Origin of the sequence: Microcoleus sp. F10-B2 (assembly GCF_036704965.1) — a bacterium.
GTDB lineage: Bacteria > Cyanobacteriota > Cyanobacteriia > Cyanobacteriales > Microcoleaceae > Microcoleus.
In genome coordinates, this window is sequence record NZ_JAUBTB010000025.1 from 1 (window position 1) to 23,931 (window position 23,931).

General features: G+C 46.7%; 26 protein-coding genes. 6 read left to right on the forward strand and 20 right to left on the reverse strand.

Features of this window, described 5'->3' with window-relative positions:
• Nucleotides 1–238: 238 nt before the first annotated feature.
• On the reverse strand, nucleotides 239–727 hold the full coding sequence (psbV, locus tag QUA99_RS12035; RefSeq protein WP_333035576.1) for a photosystem II cytochrome c-550: 489 nt from the start codon (nucleotides 725–727) through the stop codon (nucleotides 239–241).
• A 145-nt stretch (nucleotides 728–872) separates the two neighbouring features.
• Nucleotides 873–1,064 carry a hypothetical protein gene (locus QUA99_RS12040; RefSeq protein ID WP_006633443.1) on the reverse strand — a complete coding sequence of 64 codons (192 nt, stop codon included), beginning with the start codon at nucleotides 1,062–1,064 and terminating at the stop codon, nucleotides 873–875.
• A 310-nt stretch (nucleotides 1,065–1,374) separates the two neighbouring features.
• Here QUA99_RS12040 and QUA99_RS12045 point away from each other — a divergent pair, with 310 nt between their 5' ends.
• Nucleotides 1,375–2,580: a transposase gene (locus QUA99_RS12045; protein WP_333236619.1), complete on the forward strand. Its 1,206-nt coding sequence runs from the start codon at nucleotides 1,375–1,377 to the stop codon at nucleotides 2,578–2,580.
• Nucleotides 2,581–2,778: 198 nt separating this feature from the next.
• Here QUA99_RS12045 and accD read toward each other — a convergent pair whose 3' ends face one another.
• The 4 genes from accD to QUA99_RS12065 form a co-directional block, all read right to left on the reverse strand.
• Nucleotides 2,779–3,729, reverse strand: a complete 951-nt coding sequence (accD, locus tag QUA99_RS12050) for an acetyl-CoA carboxylase, carboxyltransferase subunit beta (protein WP_333163939.1) — start codon at nucleotides 3,727–3,729, stop codon at nucleotides 2,779–2,781.
• 129 nt (nucleotides 3,730–3,858) lie between these two features.
• Nucleotides 3,859–4,080, reverse strand: a complete 222-nt coding sequence (locus tag QUA99_RS12055; RefSeq protein WP_333236617.1) for a hypothetical protein — start codon at nucleotides 4,078–4,080, stop codon at nucleotides 3,859–3,861.
• A gap of 61 nt (nucleotides 4,081–4,141) precedes the next feature.
• Entirely contained in the window at nucleotides 4,142–4,972 is an 831-nt protein-coding gene (locus QUA99_RS12060; protein WP_333236615.1) for a prepilin peptidase, read from the reverse strand.
• Nucleotides 4,973–5,238: 266 nt separating this feature from the next.
• Nucleotides 5,239–5,499, reverse strand: coding sequence for a hypothetical protein (locus QUA99_RS12065; RefSeq protein WP_333236613.1), 261 nt, complete (start codon nucleotides 5,497–5,499; stop codon nucleotides 5,239–5,241).
• Nucleotides 5,500–5,587: 88 nt separating this feature from the next.
• Here QUA99_RS12065 and QUA99_RS12070 point away from each other — a divergent pair, with 88 nt between their 5' ends.
• Nucleotides 5,588–7,165: an adenylate/guanylate cyclase domain-containing protein gene (locus tag QUA99_RS12070; RefSeq protein ID WP_333236610.1), complete on the forward strand. Its 1,578-nt coding sequence runs from the start codon at nucleotides 5,588–5,590 to the stop codon at nucleotides 7,163–7,165.
• Between the two features lie 234 nt (nucleotides 7,166–7,399).
• On the opposite strand, the gene QUA99_RS12075 is transcribed toward QUA99_RS12070, so the two are convergent.
• The 4 genes from QUA99_RS12075 to QUA99_RS12090 all read right to left on the reverse strand — a co-directional run bounded on the left by QUA99_RS12075 (nucleotide 7,400) and on the right by QUA99_RS12090 (nucleotide 9,739).
• Nucleotides 7,400–7,909 carry an N-acetyltransferase gene (locus tag QUA99_RS12075; protein ID WP_333236607.1) on the reverse strand — a complete coding sequence of 170 codons (510 nt, stop codon included), beginning with the start codon at nucleotides 7,907–7,909 and terminating at the stop codon, nucleotides 7,400–7,402.
• A gap of 38 nt (nucleotides 7,910–7,947) precedes the next feature.
• Entirely contained in the window at nucleotides 7,948–9,012 is a 1,065-nt protein-coding gene (locus QUA99_RS12080) for a tetratricopeptide repeat protein (RefSeq protein ID WP_333236605.1), read from the reverse strand.
• Nucleotides 9,013–9,093: 81 nt separating this feature from the next.
• On the reverse strand, nucleotides 9,094–9,378 hold the full coding sequence (locus QUA99_RS12085; RefSeq protein WP_333236604.1) for a hypothetical protein: 285 nt from the start codon (nucleotides 9,376–9,378) through the stop codon (nucleotides 9,094–9,096).
• Between the two features lie 106 nt (nucleotides 9,379–9,484).
• Nucleotides 9,485–9,739 carry a hypothetical protein gene (locus tag QUA99_RS12090; RefSeq protein WP_333236602.1) on the reverse strand — a complete coding sequence of 85 codons (255 nt, stop codon included), beginning with the start codon at nucleotides 9,737–9,739 and terminating at the stop codon, nucleotides 9,485–9,487.
• 301 nt (nucleotides 9,740–10,040) lie between these two features.
• On the opposite strand from QUA99_RS12090, the gene QUA99_RS12095 reads away from it, so the two are divergent.
• On the forward strand, nucleotides 10,041–10,973 hold the full coding sequence (locus QUA99_RS12095) for a LysR family transcriptional regulator (RefSeq protein WP_333236600.1): 933 nt from the start codon (nucleotides 10,041–10,043) through the stop codon (nucleotides 10,971–10,973).
• 147 nt (nucleotides 10,974–11,120) lie between these two features.
• On the opposite strand, the gene QUA99_RS12100 is transcribed toward QUA99_RS12095, so the two are convergent.
• The 3 genes from QUA99_RS12100 to ispD all read right to left on the reverse strand — a co-directional run bounded on the left by QUA99_RS12100 (nucleotide 11,121) and on the right by ispD (nucleotide 13,029).
• The gene (locus QUA99_RS12100; RefSeq protein WP_333236598.1) at nucleotides 11,121–11,459 is read right to left on the reverse strand and encodes a hypothetical protein; all 339 of its coding nucleotides are present in this window, start codon (nucleotides 11,457–11,459) and stop codon (nucleotides 11,121–11,123) included.
• Nucleotides 11,456–12,121: a Uma2 family endonuclease gene (locus QUA99_RS12105; RefSeq protein WP_333236596.1), complete on the reverse strand. Its 666-nt coding sequence runs from the start codon at nucleotides 12,119–12,121 to the stop codon at nucleotides 11,456–11,458. Before QUA99_RS12105 ends, QUA99_RS12100 begins: the two co-directional genes overlap by 4 nt.
• A 215-nt stretch (nucleotides 12,122–12,336) precedes the next feature.
• Entirely contained in the window at nucleotides 12,337–13,029 is a 693-nt protein-coding gene (gene ispD, locus QUA99_RS12110; protein ID WP_333236594.1) for a 2-C-methyl-D-erythritol 4-phosphate cytidylyltransferase, read from the reverse strand.
• Between the two features lie 169 nt (nucleotides 13,030–13,198).
• Between ispD and QUA99_RS12115 the strand changes: the two genes are divergently transcribed.
• Nucleotides 13,199–14,161 carry a glycosyltransferase family 9 protein gene (locus tag QUA99_RS12115; RefSeq protein WP_333236624.1) on the forward strand — a complete coding sequence of 321 codons (963 nt, stop codon included), beginning with the start codon at nucleotides 13,199–13,201 and terminating at the stop codon, nucleotides 14,159–14,161.
• Between the two features lie 807 nt (nucleotides 14,162–14,968).
• On the opposite strand, the gene QUA99_RS12120 is transcribed toward QUA99_RS12115, so the two are convergent.
• The 3 genes from QUA99_RS12120 to QUA99_RS12130 all read right to left on the reverse strand — a co-directional run bounded on the left by QUA99_RS12120 (nucleotide 14,969) and on the right by QUA99_RS12130 (nucleotide 17,142).
• A complete protein-coding gene (locus QUA99_RS12120; protein WP_333236592.1) occupies nucleotides 14,969–15,952 on the reverse strand; it encodes an aldo/keto reductase in 984 nt (327 codons plus the stop codon).
• Between the two features lie 17 nt (nucleotides 15,953–15,969).
• On the reverse strand, nucleotides 15,970–16,707 hold the full coding sequence (locus QUA99_RS12125; RefSeq protein ID WP_333236590.1) for an SDR family oxidoreductase: 738 nt from the start codon (nucleotides 16,705–16,707) through the stop codon (nucleotides 15,970–15,972).
• An 81-nt stretch (nucleotides 16,708–16,788) separates the two neighbouring features.
• On the reverse strand, nucleotides 16,789–17,142 hold the full coding sequence (locus QUA99_RS12130; RefSeq protein WP_333236588.1) for a DUF5335 family protein: 354 nt from the start codon (nucleotides 17,140–17,142) through the stop codon (nucleotides 16,789–16,791).
• Between the two features lie 96 nt (nucleotides 17,143–17,238).
• Here QUA99_RS12130 and QUA99_RS12135 point away from each other — a divergent pair, with 96 nt between their 5' ends.
• Nucleotides 17,239–17,391, forward strand: a complete 153-nt coding sequence (locus QUA99_RS12135) for a hypothetical protein (protein WP_333236586.1) — start codon at nucleotides 17,239–17,241, stop codon at nucleotides 17,389–17,391.
• Between the two features lie 18 nt (nucleotides 17,392–17,409).
• Here the strand turns inward: QUA99_RS12135 and QUA99_RS12140 are convergent, their stop codons facing one another.
• Nucleotides 17,410–17,859, reverse strand: coding sequence for a pyridoxamine 5'-phosphate oxidase family protein (locus QUA99_RS12140; RefSeq protein WP_333236583.1), 450 nt, complete (start codon nucleotides 17,857–17,859; stop codon nucleotides 17,410–17,412).
• A gap of 88 nt (nucleotides 17,860–17,947) precedes the next feature.
• A complete protein-coding gene (locus tag QUA99_RS12145) occupies nucleotides 17,948–18,301 on the reverse strand; it encodes an EamA family transporter (protein ID WP_333236581.1) in 354 nt (117 codons plus the stop codon).
• 455 nt (nucleotides 18,302–18,756) lie between these two features.
• Here QUA99_RS12145 and QUA99_RS12150 point away from each other — a divergent pair, with 455 nt between their 5' ends.
• Complete coding sequence (locus QUA99_RS12150; RefSeq protein WP_333236579.1) at nucleotides 18,757–19,356, forward strand: glutathione S-transferase family protein; 600 nt, start codon at nucleotides 18,757–18,759, stop codon at nucleotides 19,354–19,356.
• A 17-nt stretch (nucleotides 19,357–19,373) separates the two neighbouring features.
• On the opposite strand, the gene QUA99_RS12155 is transcribed toward QUA99_RS12150, so the two are convergent.
• Nucleotides 19,374–22,838: a tetratricopeptide repeat protein gene (locus QUA99_RS12155; protein WP_333236577.1), complete on the reverse strand. Its 3,465-nt coding sequence runs from the start codon at nucleotides 22,836–22,838 to the stop codon at nucleotides 19,374–19,376.
• The gene (locus QUA99_RS12160; RefSeq protein ID WP_333236575.1) at nucleotides 22,831–23,859 is read right to left on the reverse strand and encodes a caspase family protein; all 1,029 of its coding nucleotides are present in this window, start codon (nucleotides 23,857–23,859) and stop codon (nucleotides 22,831–22,833) included. Before QUA99_RS12160 ends, QUA99_RS12155 begins: the two co-directional genes overlap by 8 nt.
• Nucleotides 23,860–23,931: the final 72 nt, after the last annotated feature.

Consider the following 23,931-nt stretch of genomic DNA (forward strand, 5'->3'; position numbering starts at 1 on the left):
GTACTGATTTGGTTTGCCTTTAGCCTTGAATTCTAAAACGAACATCTTACGTGAGAACTCGCTACGTTAAAAGTCTAACCCAAAGCCGTCCTATAAGGACGGGGCTTTAAACCCAAGTTTTTGGTAAATTTTAGATTTCAGATGTTAGAGCGAAAAACAACCAGCCAGCAATTCTTGCCGAACTTCAGCCCTCTCCCAATCCAACATCCAAAATCTAAAATCTAAAATCTAAAATCGATTAGCGAGCGCCTTTGCCACCAGCCCACTGCTTGGAGACAATTTTCGGCTGCAACAGAATGTGACCGGCAATCGCGTACAAATCGTCATCCGAGAGATTTCTCATCTCAGCAAAAATATCCGCACTCTTCATGCTCGGATGCAGTTCCGAAATTTCCTCAAACCCGTCATAAGTGGTGGGATTTTTCATAAAGTCCACCAGCGACTCAATATTATTCCGGGGCGGGTTGGCCAAAGCCAGAGTTTCCGGGCTCAAATTCACGTTCGGGTCAGTTTTGGTCATCCCCGCAGCGTGACATTGAGCGCAAGCCGAATTGAACAGGCGTTTGCCTTGCTGAACTTGTTTGAGGCTCAGCACTACCGGAGCACCCTTGTCATTCAAAGTCACAGTGCGAAGTTCAGGACTCAGTTCGACAGCCATCGCACTGCTGACAAATAACTGAAAGCTCAAGAATACAGCGGTCAGAGCAATGAAATATCTTTTAAGCATGGTTCTCCTTAAAAAAATCCGGCAAATTATTGAACGCTAAGAGATCATACCTGGCAAACAGATTTGTGTTCAAAATTCCCTGATTCTGCAACAACTGGCGAAAGTTTGTGCAGCCATACCTTTAAAGGTAGAGGAATTTTGCGATCTAATCTGCAAGAAGTTTTGAGTCGCGCCTTTTTTCGAGAGTGGACATAATTGCCTTAACATCCTCCAAAGCCAAACGGGTTTGAGGGTGCTTGTAGGCAATTTCCAACTCGTCGCACAAGCGGATCACGTCTTCAACAGGGACGTTGAAGTCCTCTGCTATTTCTGCGATGGACAGGTCTGCAAAACCCATAATTTTTAGGTCGCTGACAGGTCAAAATTGAGTTGACGGCTATTAACTGAAAGCCGGACAATTTTAGAAAGCGCTGTTAGCTTGTTCTGTTAGTTTGTTCTGAGATGTTGTTCGATCTATCGCAAGCTAACTAACCGCTAACTGCGACTAGGCATTTTTGCCCAGCCAAACTTCAGGGCCAATCAACTTCCGATCAATATCATCCCACTGCTGCGTCGTTTTTACCAAAAATAATGGGTTTAAAGCCCCGTCCTTCTAGGACGGCTTTCTTTAACGGTGGTATACTTACGCTAGTTATGTCAGCGTAAGTATGCTTGTTTTTGAGGCAAAACTAGAGGGACTTGCACAGCAGTACGAGCGGCTCGATGAAGCCATTCGTACTGCTCGCTTTGTCCGCAATAGCTGCCTTAGATACTGGTTGGACAACTTGGGGATTGGCAAGTACGAGTTGAGCGCCTATTGCGCTGTTCTCGCCAAAGAGTTCCCGTTCGCCGGCAAACTTAACTCCCAAGCTCGACAAGCTTCTGCTGAGCGGGCTTGGAGTTCTATCGCTCGGTTTTATGACAACTGCAAAAAAAGCAAGCCAGGGAAGAAAGGCTTCCCACGCTTTAAGAAGCATCAAACACATGGCTCTGTTGAATATAAAACAACGGGCTGGAAGTTGTCGTTCGATAGACGAACTATCACCTTCACTGATGGGTTTGAAGCAGGAAGCTTCAAGATGTGGGGAACTCGTGACCTGCACTTCTACCAGTTGAAGCAGATTAAGCGAGTGCGTGTTGTTCGTAGAGCTGATGGGTACTACGTTCAGTTTTGCCTTGACCAAGAACGGGTAGAGAAGAGAAAGCCAACGGGTAAGACTGTTGGACTGGATGTTGGATTGACTCACTTCTACACCGATTCGGACGGTCAGACAATTGAGAACCCCCGTCATCTGAGAAAGTCCGAGAAAGCGATAAAGCGTCTTAGTCGTAAACTTTCTCGCACGACCAAAGGGTCGAAAAACAGAGTCAAAGCGAGAAATCGCCTGAGTCGAAAGCACCTCAAGGTAAGTAGGCAGCGTAAAGATTTTGCCGTGAAGTTAGCAAGATGCGTCATCCAGTCTAACGACTTGGTTGCCTATGAGGACTTGCAGGTGCGTAACATGGTTAGAAACAGACAACTGTCAAAGTCTATATCTGATGCTGCGTGGTTGGCCTTCCGTCAATGGTTAGAATATTTTGGCAAGGTGTTTGGTGTGGTAACGGTTGCCGTACCACCGCACTACACTTCTCAAAACTGTTCCAACTGTGGGGAAGTCATCAAGAAGTCTTTGAGTCAAAGAACACATCGCTGTCACCATTGTGGTTTTGTAATAGACCGAGACTGGAATGCAGCAATTAACATACTTGAGTTAGCACTCCGTACCGTGGGGCACACGGGAACGTTAAACGCCTCTGAAGACATCGACCTCTGCATTGGTGAGGCAACTCCTCAATGTAAGTCGAGTCGTGGAAAGAGGAAGCCCAAGAAGTGATTCTTGGAATCCTGCGGTACGGCCGGGGAGGATGTCAACAATAGGACTTGTTGCGGGCGGGGTTCAAAACCCGGTGCCTGCGTGAACGTCTCGTTAACAAACTCCATATTTTTGGTAGAACCCGGGTTTTTCGCAATTCCTCAGAAATTTCCCTCTGTGCCCTGCACTCACCAACAGACAATCTTCCGGCGCGGCAGCTTAGGGAGAAAGTTTGAAAGCGTGAGTCTGCGGGGGCAAAGCGTGGTTGTCGCTGCCATTGAGGGCGGGGAATTCCGAGTCGGCAAAGAAAGGCTGGGGCTGGTGGAGGCTGATGAGCTGACCGAGAGTTTTCTTTAATTGAGTCCGGGGTACAATCAAGTCTACAAAACCGTGGGCGAAGGAGTATTCGGAAGTTTGATAATTTTCCGGCAGCTTTTCCCGCAGAGTTTGCTCGATTACCCGGCCGCCCGTAAAGGCCACAGTAGCTTTTGGCTCTGCAATTATAATGTCTCCCAGCATGGCAAAACTGGCAGTGACGCCGCCGGTGGTCGGGTGGGTCAAAATCGGGATATAAAGCAGTCTCGCTTCCCGGTGGCGTTCTAGAGCCCCGGAAATTTTAGCCATTTGCATCAAGCTGAGCATTCCTTCTTGCATTCTCGCACCACCGGAAGCGCAGACAATGATTACGGACAAGCGTTCCCGCGTGGCGTGTTCGATGAGGCGAGTTAGCTTTTCTCCGACAACTGAGCCCATGCTGCCGCCGATGAACTGAAACTCCATGACTCCGAGGGCGACTGGCAAATTTTCGAGTTTGCCGATGCCTGTTTCTACGGCGTCTAGGTGCCCTGTTTTTTCTTGAAATTCTCGGAGTCGATCGCTATATTTTTTGCGATCGCGAAATTTCAGGGGATCGGTGGCGTGCAGTCCTTCGTTAAGGGGCACCCAGGTATTGGGATCGATCAACTGCTCGATGCGATCGTCGCTGTAAACTCTGATATGATGCCCGCATTCCAAGCAAACCATTTGATTTGCTCGCAGGTCTTTGGTATAACTCAGGGCACCGCAAGCTTCGCATTTATTCCAAAGTCCGTCCGCAATTTCTCGTTCCGGCCGTTCTTGGGAGTTCGGTACTGATTTTCTTCGATTTGCAAACCAATCAAATAGAGACATTAAAACTTGGTAATTGGTAATTGGTAATTGGTAATTGGGAATTGGTAATTGGTAATTAGTAATTGTTAGTTGTTAGTTGCTAGTTGTCAATTGCTAGTTGTTCAGTGACTAAGGACTAATGACTAATGACTAATCACCAGATTCTGGCTCATCTTCAACTGGACTGATGAGGAGCGATGCTGTTCGCTGGTGTTCTGGAAGAACTTGCAAGGCTGTAGCACTTCCAGCCCCCAAATAAGATGCTATGCCCAAGTCTACAATCCGGGCGGGGATTTCATGAGCAGCCAGGAGCTGCTGCATTAATTCCGCTTCCCAGCGAAAGTTAGTAGTTGTAAGTGTAATCCAAGACACGGAACAATTTTACCAATTTTTGAGACAATATTATGTTAGATCGCACCTGACCACCTGCCGATCAGAAACTAAAATTCGGGAAAAACAACTGCAAGTAAGTAGATAAGATCGCTTCCCCCCACATAGCTGTAATTGCTGTACCGAGAGCCAGAAACGGGCCGAAAGGCATGGGTTGACGCCGATCGAGCAAACCGAGGGCGATCGCCCCGCCACCGGCAAAAGCCCCGGCTACACAAGCGATGAATCCCGCTAGCAGCAAGTATTTCCAGCCCAGCCAAGCTCCCATCAAGGCTGCCAATTTGGTATCTCCGGCCCCCATCGCATTCTGCCCCAGGCCGATCGTCCCGGCGAGTCCGATGGCGTCAAACAGCCACAACCCGACAACTGCTCCCGCGATCCCGTCGAGTACCAGATAGTTAACGGAGTCGATCGGACTAAATGTCGGCCACCAACCTTTCGCCACCTGGAAAACCAATCCGAGCACCAAACCCGATCGAGTTAAAGAATTAGGCAAAGTCATTGTATCGCAATCAATCAAAGACAAAGCCAACAGCCAGCTAAACAAAGCCCAAAAACCGAGAGTTTGTACTGTGACGCCAAACCGCCAAAAGATTAGCAAAAACAGCAAACCAGTAGCTGCTTCCACCAGCGGATAGCGGGCAGAAATCCGACTGCTGCAGTGATTGCAGCGTCCCCGCAGCCACAGCCAACCGAACACGGGTATATTTTCGTAATTTCTGAGTTGATTTAAACATTTGGGACAGCGAGAAGGAGGGTGTATCACCGACAAACCCGCAGGCAACCGATAGACTACCACATTTAGAAAACTGCCAATAGCCGCTCCGACAATAAAGACGATCGCCGTGACAAGGCAATTAAAGATTATTTCCATTAAGTTGACTGTTGACTGTTGACTGTTGACTGTGGTTATTTATTAATTGTTAGATTGTGTTCGGTCAATTACCCATAAGGTTTGTAGTAATGACTTTAGTCAAAAGTCAAATTCTGAGGACTTTAGTCCTCACTACCAACCTATTTTTTGACAAGCGTTCGAGCAAACATAAATATTAGTTGTCAATTTCCCACTCGCAATTGGCAATGACCTGTTTGGCCTGTTTGGCCTGTTTGGCCTGTTTGGCCTGTTTGCCCAATTACCAATTAATACATTTGAGATTCAATTTCGTCAAAAGTAACAAAACGTTCACCTGGCAACAAAACGGGCTGCGAAGCAAAAATTAGCTGACCTCGATCGCTGCCTCGACTGACAACTACACCGGCCGGACGCTGCATCTGGTCGGAATGCACTTTTAGATACATACCATAGGCCGATCGAGCAGCTTCGATCAAATCGGGAGCTAGCAAACTGTGACTTTTGGAAGTTTCTATCGTGGGTTCTGGGTTTGGTTGGTATGGGTTCACTGGAAACTTATCATAATGGTATTAAGTCGAACTATTGGTGTTGCCTCTAGAGCGATCGAACTTACCTTATTTTTTAAGAATAGACTAGGTGGAAATTATTAATAGATTAACCTACAATCCTCCCTTAGCTCCGATCGAACTGCAGCTGCGAGCGCTCCTTTCGGCGCAACTGTACGCTGCTGCGTGGGTAGATCCGTCCCCCGCAACGCTCATGGGAGTTTTCGAGCACCTGCGCACTCTCCGCTACATCCTCCACGACTACGTACCCAGGCCGGTATCCGAATCTCCGCCCAACCCGGGCGAGGTGCGCTACCAGTGGCAAACAGGCACCTTGCTGTTCACGGATTTGGCAGGGTTTACCTCGCTTTTGGAAGCGAACGCGACCCAGGGGCGCAAGGGAGCTGAAAGCCTGCTGGGCGTGATTAACGACTATTTTGCCTCGATGATTGAAATAGTCAGCAAATCGGGCGGGGATTTGCTGGAGTTTACCGGAGATGCGATGCTGGTGCAGTTTCTGTCAGGAGTTTACCAAGAGGATACAGCCAGGGCGGTGCGGGCGGGTTTGCGGATGCAGCGGGCGATGGCTGAATTTGCCAATATTGAAACGGCGCGGGGTGTTTTGTCTTTGAGGATGCGGGTGGGCATCCACTGCGGCCGCTATATTAGTGCTGACATCGGTACGCCGCTGCGGATGGCTCACGTACTGCTGGGGCATTCAGTTCAGCAAGCCAAGCAAGCTGAGGGTTCTGGGACTGTGGGGCGGGTGTGTGTGACTGAAATTGCTAGGGAGTGTTTGGGAGAGCAATTTCGTTTTGAAGCCGGGAAACCGGGTTATTTTTTGGTGGCGGACGATTTCACGGACGATCGACTCGGAGAGTATGATATCACTTTGACAGGGCGGCGGATGCCGAGTTCGGTATTGCTCGATCGCAGCGTTGCGGGCTTGGTAAAAGAAATCGGGGAAGCTGTCAAGCGGCTTGAACCCCTTGCGAGTTATATTCCCAAAGCCATTCTGAGACTGCTGGTGGAAAATGCTGACAGGCGGAAAATCCCGCCGGATTTTCCCGAACCGACGGTGATGTTTGTCAACTTGATTGGTTTACCGGAGTCTGTGGACAAAGCTTCGCTGGAGGAAGAAGTCAATCTGGTACTGGGTTTTTCTCGGGTGTTTGCGTCGATTGATGCTGTAGTGTCAGCTAAAGGGGGCGTGTTGCAAAAAGTAACGGCGCACTTGAATGGTTCGGATATGCTGATTTATTTTGGCGTGCCCGACGCTCACACGGATGACGCCAGCCGCGCGGCTAGTGCGGCGATTGCGATCCGAGATATGATTGCAGCCTTGCCTCCGGTAATTATCGGGGGTCAAGAAATAAAAGTAAGCTGTCAAATTGGGCTGTCCCTGGGGCCGGTGTTTGCTGCTGAGGTTGGGGAACCGCGAGGGCGCAGGGAGTTTAATATCCTCGGCGATACGGTGAATACGGCTGCTCGGTTGATGAGCAAGGCGGGGGAAAACCAAATTTTGATTGCTGAAAGGGTGTGTGAGTCGATCGAGCTAAACTTCATTTGCGAGGCTTTGGGAGCTGTTTCTCTGAAGGGGAAATCTGCTCTGACTCCGGTTTTTGCTTTGCACGGTGCAAAGGTGGAGAGGGGAAAAGGGGGCGTTTAAATAGCTTTGCTAGGCAATAGTTGTGGAAGTTTTATGGTTCACAAAAGCAAGTACAGCACAACAGCTTTCCAGTCTGACTCCTAAATGTTATTTTTATAATTTTTTACGATACATCACAATAAAAACCGCCACTTCGTCAGATCGGTTCCGGTTGCATCGGAATGATTTAACCGCAGAGAACGCAGAGGGAGATCAGAGAGAGATGAATAATTCCGATCAATGGCGGAATTAATATCACTCGCATAGACTAAACTCCGATCGATACTTCACCATTCCGCTGCAATCCTGCAAGGCTCCAATTTCTAACTCCAACACCATAAATGCTTCATCGGGCACATCATATTCACATTTTAAGCTCTTTCTACTAGCAGGAATGAACCCAAAACGCGGATAAAAATCTGGATGACCCAGCACAACTACTGCCTGAAATCCCGATCGCCTGCACTCTTCTAAACCCTGCTGGATCAGCAGCGTTCCTATACCTTGGCGCTGATATTCGGGAAGAACTGCGACTGGTGCCAACCCCAGAATCGACAAATTCCTAGAACATTTTCCTTCGACGACAACCGGACTGAAGAAAATGTGTCCGACAATGCGATCGGATTGTACGGCAACGAATGAATATGTAGCTGCTATTCCCCGCAATCGATCGACTAAGTTGGCCTCATTTTCTCGCCCGAATGCCGCAATATTGACGTTGCGAACAGCTTCTACATCTTCTGGCTTTTCGGTACGGATATCCATAGCTGATATTGATTGATTGTTCTAGCAAATAACAGTCATTATTGCGGCACAAGCTGACTGGAAGACAATCGCTTAATACCCTCCATCGCTGTAGTTTCTCCGGCTTTATCGCCGCCCTCACGAGCAATTTTTAAAGCTCCTTCGTAGGATTCTAGAGCTTGAGGATATTGACCAAGACTTTCATAAATTGCGCCCATATTGTTGAGCAAGCGTCCGATACTTGTCTTGTCGCCAATTGCTTCTAACATCGGTATTGCTTGCTGAAAATAGATCAGCGCTTGAGTATCTTTACCGAGTTTGCGAGAGGTAAGTGCCATGTTGTTGAGGAGGCGGCCGACGCCAGCCCTGTCTCCGATTTCCCGGCGAATTGCTAAAGCTTGGTGATAAAATTCCATCGCTCTATTAAAATCGCCGATGTTGTAGTAGACGCCGCCCATGTTATTGAGGGTACGGCCTAAATCGCGGCGATCGCCGGAGGTCGTGCGAATGGTGCGCGCTTGTTGGTAAAATTCGATCGCCTTGGCGTAATCTGCCTGTTCTCCGTACACGGCGGCGATGTTGTGGAGGGATTCTCCAATTTCAATTTGGTCGTTGGCAGTTTTGGCAAGTTCCAAAGCTTCTTGGTGCAGTTTCATCGCTTCGGAAAAATTGTCCCCAATCCGGTTAACGAAACCTATGAGATTGAGAGTGCGCGCGATACGACGCCCTCCGCTGATTTCTCGGTGAATGACTAAAGCTTGCTGCAGAACTTCCAAAGCTTTGGGCCTCAAACCCATTTCGCCATAAACTTCCCCCATATTGTTGAGGGTTTCTCCAATTCCGGGTTTGTCGCCTAGTTGCTTGCGAATTGCCAAAACTTGCTCAAAAGTCTGGATTGCTTCTCGAAACAAACCCTCGCGGTGCTGTTTTACTCCTGTTTCAAAGAGTTGGTCTGCTTGCGTTTTGGGGTCTGTTGCTTGGGCGCGATAGCTCGCTTGGGCGCGCTGCGGATTTATAATTGGGGCATAAGCCCGAGCGTCTGAAATTGCCAGCAGGCTGAGTGCGGGGGAAAAAACAATACCTATAGCTGCGAGATAGCTGAAGTGGTAAGAGCGGCAGTGCACCGATCGAGTCCTCCAATAGCCAAGTGATAACTATTAAGATAGAGCTTTTTGGGGCGTTCCTGCCGAATTTTTTCTCACTCGCTAAGTTCTGAGTTGGTTTTTGTCTTGCCAGACTGCCAGAATCAGCGGCATATTGTTGAGTGCGGAGATGACCGCAAAGTTTTTACTGGGTGGAAGCGATGCTTTTTCATGGCTTTGCAAGATGATGTCCTGTCGGTCAACCGTGATCCAAGCAGTTCCTGACAAAACTTGAATTTCTCGATGAGTTTGAGGCAATCTGTATACCTCGTTTTCCATCAGCATAATGCGATCCTCTTCGAGGGTTCCGCTAACGGGCGCTGCCAACTCGGAAGATATTTGAAGCATAGCATCTCCTACTTGGTAATTGGGAATTGGTAATTGGCAATTGCTAATTGGCTAATTGCTAATCGAAGACTGTATTTCACTTCATTTCCACACAACCGACAATCGACTATTGGCAGTAACGCCGAGCGATCCAATCGCGCATTTCATCGTCAGTTGCTGCGTCGATAGAGCGACCTGTAGCTCGATCGCAACCGTGCCACCAAGTGTTACCATCATTATCTGAGGTCTGCCAAATTCTCAGATCGTCGGGGCCGTCGGCCGCGAAAAAAAACTGCCAAATTTGATTCATCACCCAAAAGACAGATCGTCCTTTATGTTTTTCCGATGGTTTAGCTCGATCGGCAATCGAAACAACTTTCATTGTTGGGGTATCGGTCGGATTTCTGCAAGTAGACATAGCCCACACCTTCAAATTATAATTTCTACAAAAATTGCATCCATAAAATGACAGACAATAGCTTAAAAATGCAATATTGTCATGGCAATTACCGCCTAATATTGTTGTCGTGCAACTTTTGTTGAAGTCTATCTGTTACCTGATAAATTAACCTTAACTCTGCGGCAATTGACAATCAAAGCATTGCTTGCATAGGTTGTATGAATAAAATCGATAGATGGATAGAAGCCATTGTGACAATTTGGGTACTACTGGCACACACGCTATGAACGAAATCAATACGCGGCGGATGAAACTCTCTCAAATTCAGGCTTTGCTAGCAGTAGCAGACTGTGAAAACTTTAGCGAGGCGGCTTTGCAATTGGAACTGTCCCAGTCCGCAGTCAGCCACGCCATCGCCTCTTTAGAAACAGAATTGGGAGTGCAATTGTTCCACCGGGGGCGACACGGTGCTCAACTGACGCCGGTGGGGGAAAGGGTAGTGAATCACGGGCGTCAAATAGCCCGCGCCTTAGAAATGATGGTCAAAGAAGCGGATTTAGAAAAAGGTTTGCAGGGAGGCCAGGTACGGATAGTGACTTTTCGGAGTGTCGCAACTCATATCCTACCGGGTATTATTGCAAAATTTCGCAGTTGCTTTCCCAAAATTGCGGTCAGCATTACCGAAGTTTATTATACGCAAGCTGTGGAAGAGGCTTTGCGATCGGGCAAAGCAGACATCGGCTTTGTATCTCTTCCCATCTCTGATGAATTTGAAACTAGAGAAATTTTGCGGGATCAATATCTGGTGTTGCTGCCGCCGAATGCACAATGTAAAAGTGCTAAGATTACCTGGGAAGAATTAGCGAACTATCCGCTGATTTTGCAGCCGGCAGAAAATCCTTGTTCGATGCCACTGCGCAAGTATTTGACAACTGTGAAATTTCCCTTAAATATCGCTTACGAACTCAGTGAAGATTCAACTATTGTCAGTATGGTGCTACAAGGTTTGGGTACAGCAATTCTGCCCCGTTTGGCCGCAGAACCGATACCTGCTTCGGTGAAAGTTTGCAGTTTGCCGGCGGATTTTGAGAGGGTAATTGGGGTGGCTGTTTTGAGGGATGCGCTGTTAGTTCCGGCAGTGTTTGCGTTTTTGGATGCAGTTACAAGTGCGGCCCAGGTTGATAGTGAGGGCGAGTTTCCGATCAATCCTTCATGAGAAACCTAAGTCAGTTGTTATTGGTTATTGGTTAGATTGGGATTTTGTTAGCGCAGATATTAGCAGATGAAGACAGATGGACGCGGATGAGATTTTGTTAGCGCAGATGTCTGCGGTAACAAAAAATTCCGCAACCAATAGTGCGATTTATTTACTGCTAATGCGCTTAGCAACAAGACTATAACTATCACCTTGGTGGAATTTGATTCGACCGTCTACCGAGTTTTTATCCTTTAATTTGAGCCAACCGCTACCAGATGCAGGATCGTTTTCGTCATTACCGTCCCATGTAAACTCAAATCGCCCATCCTTTCCATCTTTTACCACTTCGCCGTCAATTTCACCTGATACTAAACCGAATTGAAATTCTCCTGAACCTGTTTGATCGATTTCGATATAGGCTTCAACTTCCATGTCTAAGTAATCACTATCCCACATTGCCATCTCTGCGATCCGCCATTGACCGCTATATTGCATTGCTTTCATCCTCCACTTGTATTATTAATATTTGTCATCTCTCTCACCCAGTTGCGGAAATTCACCTCCGCTTCTACTTCATCTAGCTGCGCTGCTGCCAAGAATTCGTACAGCTTATCCTTGGGCACGATCGGAAAAGTGGGACTGACCGATACTTCCAAATACTCATCGTTCTCTAGCTTATAAATTCGCCATTCTCTACCATTGTACCGCCAAAACTCCGGTACTCCCATACTGGCATAGAGAGCTGGCTTATCAATATCGCTATGGGTGATATCTACTTCTACGACTAAATCGGGTGGCGGATCTGTTGCTATATCTACTGTGCGACCGGCTACGAGGGGCTGATTTTGGATGTAATAGGCATTATCTGGTTCTGCACCGCGCTCTAAGTCCGATCGATCTAAGGTTGTCGAACCCATTGTTTTAATCTTCAAACCTAGCTCTACAGCCAAAATAATAATCAGTCGTTCGATTAAGCGTGCCGAAAATTCGTGTTCTTCTAAAGGCATGGTAATTTCTAAAGTCCCTCGATCGAATATCAATGTAGCCGCTCGTTTATCGCCCAAAATCTTGAGCAGTTGTTGATAACCCGGCCAAGTAATATTTCTAAACACCACCCGCTGTTCGCCTATGAGTAACGGTGGTGCGATCGGCGCAACAGAAATCATATGTTTACTTCCAGCTATGATATTTATAAGATAACATAAGGAACAGGCTCTCTGGCCTATTCAACAACTAACAAATTCTTATTGAACAGGCTCTCTGGCCTGTTCCACAACTAACAAATTCTTATTGAACAGGCTCTCTGGCCTGTTCCACAACTAACAAATTCTTGATTGTGGAACGGGCCAGAGAGCCCGTTCTTAAAAATAGTCAACAAATTCTATTTACTCTGAACTGTTCTCTGCCGCAAAATAAATTCAGCTAGTGCTAAATCAACCGGTGTTGTGACTTTCAAATTCGTCTCTTCTCCCTCCACAATTTGCACTGGTAAACCGCATTTTTCAAACAAAGCCGCATCGTCGGTAACTTCCCAACCTTTCTGTCGCCCTTCTTGGTGACACTGCTTTAACAATTTCACTTCAAATCCTTGGGGAGTCTGGGCCGCCCACAAATTGCTTCTGTCAGGGGTGTCTCGCACGATCCGACGCTCATCTACGACCTTAATCGTATCCTTGACCGGGACGGCGACAATCAAGCCCGGACAGCTCAAGAGGGCCTCTGCAGATCGATCGAACAATTCAGCAGTTGCCAAACATCGGGCCCCGTCGTGAATCAACACTCGATCGGCATTTGGTGGCAAAGCCTGCAAACCGTTGTAAACTGACTCTTGCCTGGTCGCGCCACCTTTAATCAGTTCCACGGGCTTAACCAAAGATAAATCGCTCAGAATTGCTTTAAAATCAGGAAAATCGTCTGGCTGACCCATGATGCCAATCCAGCTAATGTGCTGCGAAGCTTCAGCAGCAGCTAAAGTCCAACTCAGCAAAGGTTTTGCCAGCAAAGTCAGCAGCAGTTTGTTCCGCTGACTCCCCATCCGTCGCCCCGAACCCGCCGCAGGAATTAATAAGTGCATTAACTAACCGTTCTTAACCCAACTAGGTATATATTAAGAGCGTCCTGTACTTTTGGGTCAGTTGTTTAGCTGTCAGCCAGTAGCTTTTAAAGTCTAGAAATACTATAAGCTGATAGCTGAAGACCGATCGCACAGAGCTACCTCGATAGATAATAGCCGATCGTTTATGATGCGAATACTAGCACTTGTCCCAGGCGGGATTGGCGACCAAATTTTATTTTTCCCCACCCTCGATGACCTCAAGCAGTCTTATCCAGACGCGCAAATTGATGTCATCGTGGAACCGAGGGCGAAGGGCGCTTACCGAGTCTGCAAGTCCGTCAAAGAAGTCTTGACGTACAATTTCAAAGACCGCAACGCTCTGGCAGATTTGGGCAATTTACTGGGCGTAATTCGCGATCGCGAATACGAAGCAGTGATTTCCCTCGGTCAGCGGTGGACTGTAGGACTTCTGCTGTGGCTGACCGGCATTCCGCAGAGAGTTGGCTATTCGGGAACCAACGGCGCTCGATTTCTCACCGCTGCCGTACCGCTGAAAACTCAACAGTACGCGGCTTCAATGTACCACGATTTGTTGCAAGGATTCAACATTAAAAATCCTTGTCCGCCGCTGGCAATTAATGTACCAAAACAGGACATTCAGTGGGCGGAAGCCGAACAGCAACGGTTGGGAATCAAAGAAAGCGGCTACATTCTAATTCACGGCGGTTCCAGTCAATTAGCTGTGTCTAAAGGTATTGACAAAATTTACCCTACAGACAACTGGAAGCAAATCATCGAAGATTGTCAGCAGCGGCAGCCTAATTTGCCTGTTGTTGTTGTGAAAGGCCCCGAAGATGCAGACTTCGTGACAAAGTTAGTCGAGTTATGTCCAAATGTAAAAGTTATCTCGCCGGATGATGTCGGCAAGTTGGCGGCCACTATTGCTGCTGCTAATTTGATGATATGTACTGACAGTGCGCCGATGCACTTAGCTGTGGCGGTTCAAACTTATACAATAGCTTTGTTCGGCCCGACTGAACCGGCGAAATTGCTGCCAAAGAGCGATCGATTTTTGGGCATTAAATCTCCTACTGGCAAAATGGCAGACATCTCTCCTCAAGAGGTTTTAAAGAAAGTTTGGGGCGGCTAGAAACTAGGATATCTAAGTCAGGACACGGCGCCGTGCCCTGTCCCTACAATTTAGCTGGTTTCCCGGCTCTGCCTGGGAACCCATATAAGCGAGGCTCTGCCTCGCTTGTCTGGGCTGCACAAGAGGCACAGCCTCGCTTGTCTGCGTCCCCAGGCAGAGCCGGGGGATGAGGAAAGAAGTCGGGTATCTATCTAAAACTCAACGTTAGTCTTCCCAATCATCCATCATCCTCTAAAAGTAATACCAAATTTACATGAAGTTGCATAAATATTCACAGGTAAAATGAAACTTTACTCCATCGCATGAGCGATAAAAAGTAGTCAAAGCCTGCGAGTCAGAAAATACATCAATTGAAAATTAGCCACGCAATTTGATGTGAGTAAAGCTTTTGTACACAGACTGCTGAAACAAAATAAAATAAAAGGTTATGTATAACCAGAAAAATAGGGTGGCACGATGAAAAGTGAGTTAGACGGATACTATGCTCAACTTGCTCAGATAGTGACAAATATCCAGATACCACCCGATCGGAATATTGTTCATGTACTGACATGAGTGTACTCTATCTACCTGCAATCTGCTGTAGGTACTGACGGGTGTTCCCCAAACCAGAAGTTTTGAGAAGATCGATCGCTCCTCAATCAAAAATTTAGCCGTAGTTAAGAATACTTGGCGTTGCTTAATACAGGGATGAATTCAATAGTTCCGAATTGCCATCAGCCCTCGGAAGGTGAGTTTTATAACTTCCGAAAAAATTTGGTTCGTACCGTTAATCAGCAACGCCCAATACTTTACTCGCGCCAATTCCTAACGATTGACGCTGCTCATATCGGGGTAGCGATCACCCACCGCAATTCCTAATGGCAGCGCTTTGGCGATTCGGTCTAGTTCTGCTGGAGTCAGCGTCACAGCAGCAGCCGCAATATTTTCTTCTAAATAGGTGCGGCGTTTGGTGCCTGGAATCGGCACAATGTCCTCGCCCTGAGCTAAGACCCAAGCCAGGGCCAACTGTCCAGCTTTGATGCCCTTAGCGGCTGCCATCTGCTCAATCTGCTCGACTAGCTGCAGATTTTGCTGGAGATTATCGCCTTGAAAGCGAGGATATCGTTGTGCGCGATAGTCTCCGTCAGATAACGTGTCGAGGCTCTTGATTTTGCCTGTGAGAAACCCGCGCCCCAGAGGGCTATAAGGCACAAAGCCAATCCCCAACTCTCGGCAGGTGGGCAAAATCTCGGCTTCTGGCTCCCGGCTCCAGAGCGAATATTCAGTCTGGAGTGCTGAAATAGGATGCACTGCATGGGCGCGGCGGATCGTGGCGCTCGCGGCTTCGGAAAGCCCAAGGTAGCGAACTTTTCCCGCTTGGACGAGCTTCGCCATTGCACCTACGGTTTCTTCGATGGGAGTGTTTGGATCGACTCGGTGCTGATAGTAAAGATCGATCGTATCTACGCCCAGACGCTTGAGACTGGCATCGCAGCAAGAGCGGACATATTCGGGTTTGCCATTCACGCCCTGAAAGCTGCCGTCGCTACCGCGTACATTGCCAAACTTGGTGGCGATGATGACTCGATCGCGATGCCCTTTAATTGCTTTGCCGACCAATTCCTCATTGTGACCGACACCATACATATCAGCCGTGTCGAGCAAAGTCACGCCTAGCTCTAAGGCGCGATGAATGGTGGCGATCGCTTCTAACTCATCGGCTGTGCCGTAGAACTCGGACATTCCCATACAGCCGAGTCCTAGTTCCGACACCAGTAATCCTTGATTGCCGAGTTTTCGCTGTTTCATGATGTTCTCCTCTGACTTTAAAGTGTTTGACGAGTCGGACGGACGATCATTTCATTTACATCAACATCACCGGGCTGCTCAATGGCATAGGCGATCGCACGGGCAATGGCATCTGCATCAATGGCGATCGCATAAAATTCATTCATGCTCGCTGCTGTATCTTTATCGCTAATCGTGTTGGTCAACTCAGTAGCAACGGCTCCTGGTGAGATATTAGTCGAACGGATTTCACCGTTTGACTCTAGCCGCAGCCCTTCAGAGATCGCTCGCACTGCGTACTTGGTAGCACAGTAGACCGCTGACCCCGAAAACACCTTATGTCCGGCCACAGACGATAGGTTAATGACGTGACCAGACTTTTGCTGGCGCATAGTGGGCAACACCGCAGCAATCCCATACAGAACGCCCTTGATGTTGACATCGATCATCCGATCCCACTCCTCCACCTTTACTTGGTCGAGGGGAGAGAGCGGCATCAAGCCGGCATTATTGATGAGTACGTCGATACGGCCGTAGGTACTCAAAGTTTTTTGCGCCAAGGCTTCCACCTGTGCACAATCTGCCACATCTGTCACTTGGTAGGTTGCAGTTCCCCCTGATTGGGCGATCGCGGCAACCAGTTCTTTGAGACGATCTTCGCGGCGGGCAGCTAACATTAGTTTGGCTCCACTAGCAGCAAGTCGCCTCGCGGTTGCCTCACCTAACCCACTGCTGGCTCCGGTGATGATTACTACTTTGTTTTGAATTTCAGACATATTCACTTCTGTGGGTTATTGAGTGTGGGCCATGAAACATTGGATACTGAAATCAACTAAACTCAGCATTATTCAACGAGATCAATTAGCTTGTAGATCGATCGATGTTTGTCTCCCAGCAGCGTCACTAATCCGAACCGCTATCATCACGCCGTTTGAGTCCTGTCCCGTTAAAATTTCAGTTGGTGAATCGATCGTGCGAGCATAAGTCACCACATCTTTACTCACTTCAATCACCAAATCATCTCCCTTTCCAGGGCGATCGTAAACCATCGCCATCAATGGTGCGTTCTTAATCAGTTCTGCATCACCGAGTTCTGAATTGATGATTTCGATGGAAATATGCCGCCCGCGATTACCATCTGAAAACTGATCGAAAAATTCACCCCATCGCTCGCGCGGCACAGATTTGTTTATCTCAATTTTGTTCGTCATAGGATGCGTTGTGAAAAAATAGTCAAAAGAATCAAAGCAATGGATTAATTATTGTGAAGCCTCGACCTAGGAGAATGGGGTTTCGGGAGCATCTCAATGAAAGCAGTTAAGCTAGAAATTGGAGTTTTAAGGCCCGAGGCTGCGGGGCAGGAGGAAAGAGGAAGAAAGAAAGAGGAAGAAGGAAGGAGCCAGAAGAAGTGTTTTTACAAATATGAGATGCTCCCGGGGTTTCCCTCAACATTCTCCTAGGTCGAGGTATCTCGCTGCTTACCGACTGCTGACTCCATCTGTCGTGCGTCCGCTCATTTCACTCGCGTCGATGCGGTAGATTGCGATCGTTTCTGAACGTCCTTGAGCGTCAATCCAGGTTCGATTGATAGCAGGTGACAGCGTTGGATTGCGTTCTTTGATCGAGTGCATTGCCCGATCGATATCTTCCTGAAGAGTGAGGCGCGAAGCGCGACCATTGACGATCGCGCTGCGCCAATGAAGCGGATCGTGTATTTCTTCAACCTGTAGACAGATTTCGGGATTTGCATCTATGTCGTGAGTCTTCATGCCTTCGGTTGTAAACAGGTAGATGTCCGAATCTTCGAGATAATAATTCATTGGCATCACGTAGGGTTTGCCTTCGTGTATGCAGCCAAGATGACCGTACCCTACTTTGTGGAGCATCTCGTCTATTTCTTTTGAACTCATTTCATCAATATCTAACATTACTATTTTCCTAAAAAATTAGTTAATTAATAGTATTGAATAGAAATAGTCAACGCTTTACATCTATCGTTAGATAGACTCGATCGCCTCACAAATCTGCTGCCCGCTTAATTGATGCTTTTTTACCCGCAGTTAGGCTAGCAACAACCAAACAGGTCGTGACTAGGGCGATCGGCTCCCCAGTTTCACCAAGCAACATTGCCGAAGCTAGGATGGTCAAAAATGGTTGCAATAACTGAATTTGACCTACCCGGGCAACTCCACCAATTGCCATACCATGATACCAGGCAAAAAATGCGATAAATTGACTGAAAATACTGACATAAGCAAAACCGAACCAGGCTATCGGTGAAGCTCTCAACCCTTGTTTTAAGACAACAAATATTTTGGCAAAACCTCGAAAGAAGCTACAATTACTAAGACCAAACTGATAACTTGCCATCCACCTAAAATTGGAGCTAATCGCCCACCTTCAGCATAGCCAAAAGCAGGAGCAATTACCGATCCCAGCAACGCTAAATCTGCGAGCTGAAGATGTCCAGCACCGCTAATAAGGAATGAGAATTAAATAACTTAAAATTTTGATGTTTTTGTGGGATGGGCGTCCCGCCCGTCCAGAAAGGGCGGGCTACGAGAGCCCACCCCACTTTCAAGAGTGTAAATTATTTAATTCGCGATCCTAATTCCAAAACAGACAACCGTTGTGCTACCGGAAATACTATAGCAATCCTAAATGATTTGTGAGAAAAAACCATAGCTAAAAAGCTTGGTAAAGTCAAATATTATGAAAGTAGCAAAGCCGACCTTACTCGCAAATGCTACAATAATAACTTGTGAACTTCTCTTTGTTTGTTAACTCGGCGTGTTTTGTGTTCTCTGCGATATAAACAAGTGCTTATGTTGAAACTATACGAATATTCGCTTTCTGGGAATTGCTACAAAGTCCGCTTGCTTTTAAATCAACTGAATATTTCGTTCGCCAGGATCGAAATTGATATTCTCAAAGGAGAAAGTCGAACTCCTGAATTTTTAGTCAAAAACCCTAATGGGCGTATTCCTGTTTTAGAAATAGAACCGGATAAATTTCTCTTTGAATCCAATGCGATTATATTTTATCTGAGCGAAGGTACTAAGTTTTTCCCGACTGATAAATTTGAACGAGCTCAAGTCATGCAGTGGTTATTTTTTGAACAATACAGCCACGAACCTTTTATTGCGACTTCTCGGTTTTGGTACATGACAGGAAAAGCTGAAGAATATCAAGAAGCACTGCAACAAAAACAAGCACCCGGTTATGCTGCTTTGGGGGTGATGGAACAGCATTTAGAAAAACATGACTTTTTTGTTGGTGATTTTTATACTATTGCCGACATCGGTTTATTTGCTTACACTCATGTTGCGGGCGAAGGCGGATTTGATTTAACCAGATTTCCAGCAATTCAAACTTGGATCGATCGCGTAAAAAGTCAACCTCGATATATAAAAATTACACAATGAAATTAAAATGAGGCTAATTACATCAAAGCTCGAAATCGTTCATCATCTCGGATACTGTCAAAATCTGGGTTGTGTTTTGCTTCGTTTCGGCTTCGGCGAGGTGCAATATCAATCGCTTTCTGTAGATTATCGATAGCCTGTCCAATATCACCTTGTAGTGCGTAGCAGCAGGCTTTACCGTAATAGCCACTCTCATGCTTAGGATCTTGCTTAATCGCTTGTTCACAATCAGCAAGGGCTTCGGTGTATCGACTATATCTTGCCAAAATAATGCCACGATTAGCCCTGTGTAATACTTCTTTAGGCTCTAAGTTAATTGCTTCGTCAATGGCTGTAATAGCTTTTTCAAAATTATTGAGAAGACTTAATGCTAGTGCTTGAGTGTTCAGTGCTTGATGATTCTTAGAATCAATCATAAAAACTCGCTCGCAAGTAGTAAGGACTTCCTCATATCGCTTTAGATGAAGGAGAGCAGCCCCTCGATTTACCCAATCTTTAACAGATTTAGGATCAAGGTCTAGGGCTTTTTGATAACTTTCGAGCGCTTCCTCATATCGCTCTAGATTATAGAGTGAGGCCCCTTGATTTACCCAAGCATCCACAGATTTAGGAGCGAGGTATAGCGCTTTTTGGAAGCTTTCCCGCGCTTCCTCATATCTCTCTAGATTATTGAGTGTCTTCCCTCGATTTACCCAAGCATCAACAGATTTAGGAGCGAGGTATAGCGCTTTTTGCAAACTTTCCAGCGCTTCCTCATATCTCTTTAGATTAAGTAGTACAGCCCCTCGATTTACCCAAGCATCAACAGATTCAGGAGCGAGGTATAGTGCTTTTTGATAACTTTCCAGCGCTTCGTCATATCTCTCTAGATTATAGAGTGTATTCCCTCTATGTACCCAAGCATCAACAGATTTAGTATCGAGGTCTAGCGCTTTTTGGAAACTTTCCAGCGCTTCCTCATATCTCTCTAGAGTGCGTAGTGCAGCCCCTTGATGTACCCAAGCATCAACAGATTTAGGAGCGAGTTCTAGCGCTTTTAGCAAACTTTCCAGCGCTTCCTCATATCGCTTTAGATGATGGAGAGCCTTCCCTCGATTTACCCAAGCATTAACATATTCAGGATCGAGGTCAATCGCTTTTTGACAACTTTCCAGCGCTTCTTCATATCGCTCTAGATGGCCTAGAGCAACACCCAGCCCAACAAAAGTGGATGCATTACTTTGGTCTAACACCAGTGCTTTCTGATAGCAATCAAGTGAATCCTTGTAAAGTTTTGCACTTCCGAGTAAGCCACCAAGACTTGAAAAAAGAGTATGCTTCAGTTTCGGATCGCAGTGAGTTAATTTTTCACACTGGATTTTCGCTTCCAAGAGTGAATCAGTTATTTCACTGAATCTATTGCAACGTAAAGATTTATATATCAGTCCTGCACACTTGCCTAGACTATCCTTGAGAGCACCAACAGATCCCAACAGGGATTGAATAGATACCTCAATTTGTTTTGCAAATTCCTCAATTGCTTGTTCCGGAGGAGTATTCTCACCTTCAAATTTAATCTTGTAGTTTGTTGGCGGTATATATATAAAATTCCACCCAAAGCTCAGAGCTGTTCCCGAATCTTTAAAAAATTTGTCTGTCGCTTTGGGAAGCAGATTCAGGTTCTCTTCACTTATCTCTGCACAAATGAAAGTAAAGGGAGCCATAAATACATCTGGTACTTGCAGATAAACTGCGGTAAAGACCTGTTCAATATATTTTTGGAGTCCTTCCTTTCCCTTGCCAAAAAGATTGTAATAGAGACACTCTGCCATCAGTTCTCGCCACTCCTCATCCTCATACTGATCGGGTAAAAACATTTCAGGAGTAACAAGTTCATCCGCTTGTTGCTCGAAATACTTGGCTAGTAAAGCATGAGTTTTGCGAAACTGAGTTTGATTCTCCTGAAAATAGGACTGCCGAAAGACATCCCGCGCCACATCATCTAAGCGGTAGTGCCCTTTGGTAAACTCAACAAAATCTAAGTCTTTCAACCATTCAAAGTAACCTTCTGCTTTATCGGCATCTTGTTGTAAGTCTAAGTCAACGCTTCCAAGCAAATACCGAATCATCGCCCGATCGAACCATCGACAACAAGCTACCACATACAAAACTTTCCGATGCCGGGGATCTATCCCCTGCAAAAGTAATTCAGCTATCGCTTGGTTTCCTTGGGAAAAATCAGGTTCTTCACCTTGCTCTCCTTGCTTCCGTACCCAATCTAGATAATAGGGTAATCCCTGTGTTGCCTTGTAGATTTTGGCGCGCATACCGCCATTTTCAATGCCAATTTGCTTGAGATATTCCTCTGTATCCTTCTTGCTAAACTTCTTAAGTGGCACCTCAAGGAGCAACTTCCGATCCTGGTTGAGCTTGCGCCAACCCTCATCTGCTTGCAGCGATCGCCGCCCTACAACCACCAGCCTTACTGGTGCACAAGACAACGCCGTATATTCGACCAAATACTGCCACAGCCATTGATTCAGGTAAGACTGTGCTTTTTCATAGGTATCCAAAATCAGCACGAGCGATCGTCCTCTGCTTTGGGCAATTTGCATCAGACTTTCAGCAAATGCCTGCGTCAGTTTGGAAACTGGCTGTAACATAAGAGCCTGTAGCTCAGGCTGGTCTTTGGTCGCAGGGTGATTCCACACTCGCTGCTCGATCCATTCTTGCAAGCTGTCTGCATCCTCTCCGATCCCTGCTAATGCAGAAAAACCTACCCCTGAAACATTAAAAGATGTCGGCTTACTTGAGGTGGAGGTCAAGCCTATTGGGCGTAGCCATATGAAGCGTTGAAACCAGCTTGTAATCTTCTTTGCTTCTTCGCTGCTAGTTGTTTCACCATCAATTGACTCATGACTCAACTTGTATAGAGTTGACTCAAACTGCTGGTATTTTTGTTTGAATGAATCGGCGATCTTTTCACATCTAAAACTCTCAACAGCCTGCTCATGTACCTTTCGCATCAGTTTTAGGGGAGTTTCGATATCAGGCGTTTTCGCAAAACAAATCTCCAGAAAATCAACTTTGCCTGCATGGGCATCCTTTAACCGCCCCAGTAACGTTGTTTTACCAACTCCGCCAGTCCCGCAAATATTGAATAGCAAGGGTTGTCCCTCAGATTCGTTGAGTGCTAAGGCAAAGCGTTCTAACAGCGTTTTCGCCTCATTTCGTTCTATGTAATGGCTATCTGGCACTCGCGATCGCATCGCAGATTGACGATTGATCTCGGACTGAGCTGACTGCTGAGTCTCTTTCTTTGCTAATTGTGCCTTCGCTAAACGATCCTCTAGATCAGCGACCTCCTTGTGTTTGGCCTCCAATTCGATCTCTAACTCTGAGGGTATAGTGAGGACGGTGTAACCTGCTCTTTTTATCTCTAATTTTTCAAGCACATTTTTGGCTCTAGCCAATAGTGTCTCGACATGAGCACAATCATCCATTCGATTTCCCATCTCTCAATTTTGCTTCCAATTCTGCCACCTGTCGCCGTTTTTCCTCTAGGTCAATCTGCAGATGGCCAGGGATTTGCAGCTTCCCATAGCCAGCAGCCTGTTCTTCTAGAATAGCCAGCGATCGCTTCGCCATCGCCAAGGCAGGGGTCATCACCTCTTGATGTGTCATCACCCTAGGCAACTCTGGACTCTGGGTTTGGCTGGGCAGTCCCTTGCCACCGCGCAACATTGCCACTGGAAAATCCTCCGTCGCTGCATCAAAAAACGGGGTTTGTTCTTCGTCCCAGAAGTTACGGGCACTCTCTGAAACCGTTTTTCCCAAGTGAGTCATGACGTTGGAAATTTTGACGAGGCGATCGCCCGGTTGATTTGCCATTCCCTTCAGCGCCTCAATCAGATGATAGGTATAGACACTGAGGATGCCATCTGGACGCACGTAAGAAGGTTGAGGTCCTCGTGATGAGGTGAACACCGCCCGGCCTTCCCCCTGCTTCAGGGCATCAATCACCCCTTTCGGCAACGCTGTAGGCAAAAAGTCTGCTGGCAGATCATTCTTAGCGGTAGCCATCCCCTCCGCATGACAACTATCAATGATGACCCAGAGACGTTTAGCCTCGATCTTGCGTAACTTCTCAGTCAACGTTTCGGCTGAAAGGGCTGTTTGTGGAATGGCTTGCCGATTAAAATCATGTTGGAGTAAGTAGTAAGCATTACTGGCGAGGTCAGTACCGTGTCCAGAATAGTAAATGACGATCGTGGCATCTGGGTCTGCATCTGCACATCCTTTTAACCAGTCCAGACCCTCCAAAATGGCACTGCGAGTCGCACCCTCGTTCTTTAACAACCGGACACGATCGCGGGTATTGGGATATGCACAAAAATTTGCGTCAGTCAGCACATCTTTGAGCGCTTGAGCATCCTTGACTGTTACAGGAAGCGAATCGCGAGGGTCAGCAGTAGTACCAACACCAATCAACAGCGCGTAACCGTGGGTAAATAGATCAGACATCTCAAAAAAACTCCAGCAAAAAACAACAATCCCTCAACCTGGATTAATAATATATAGTTCCTAAACCTACAA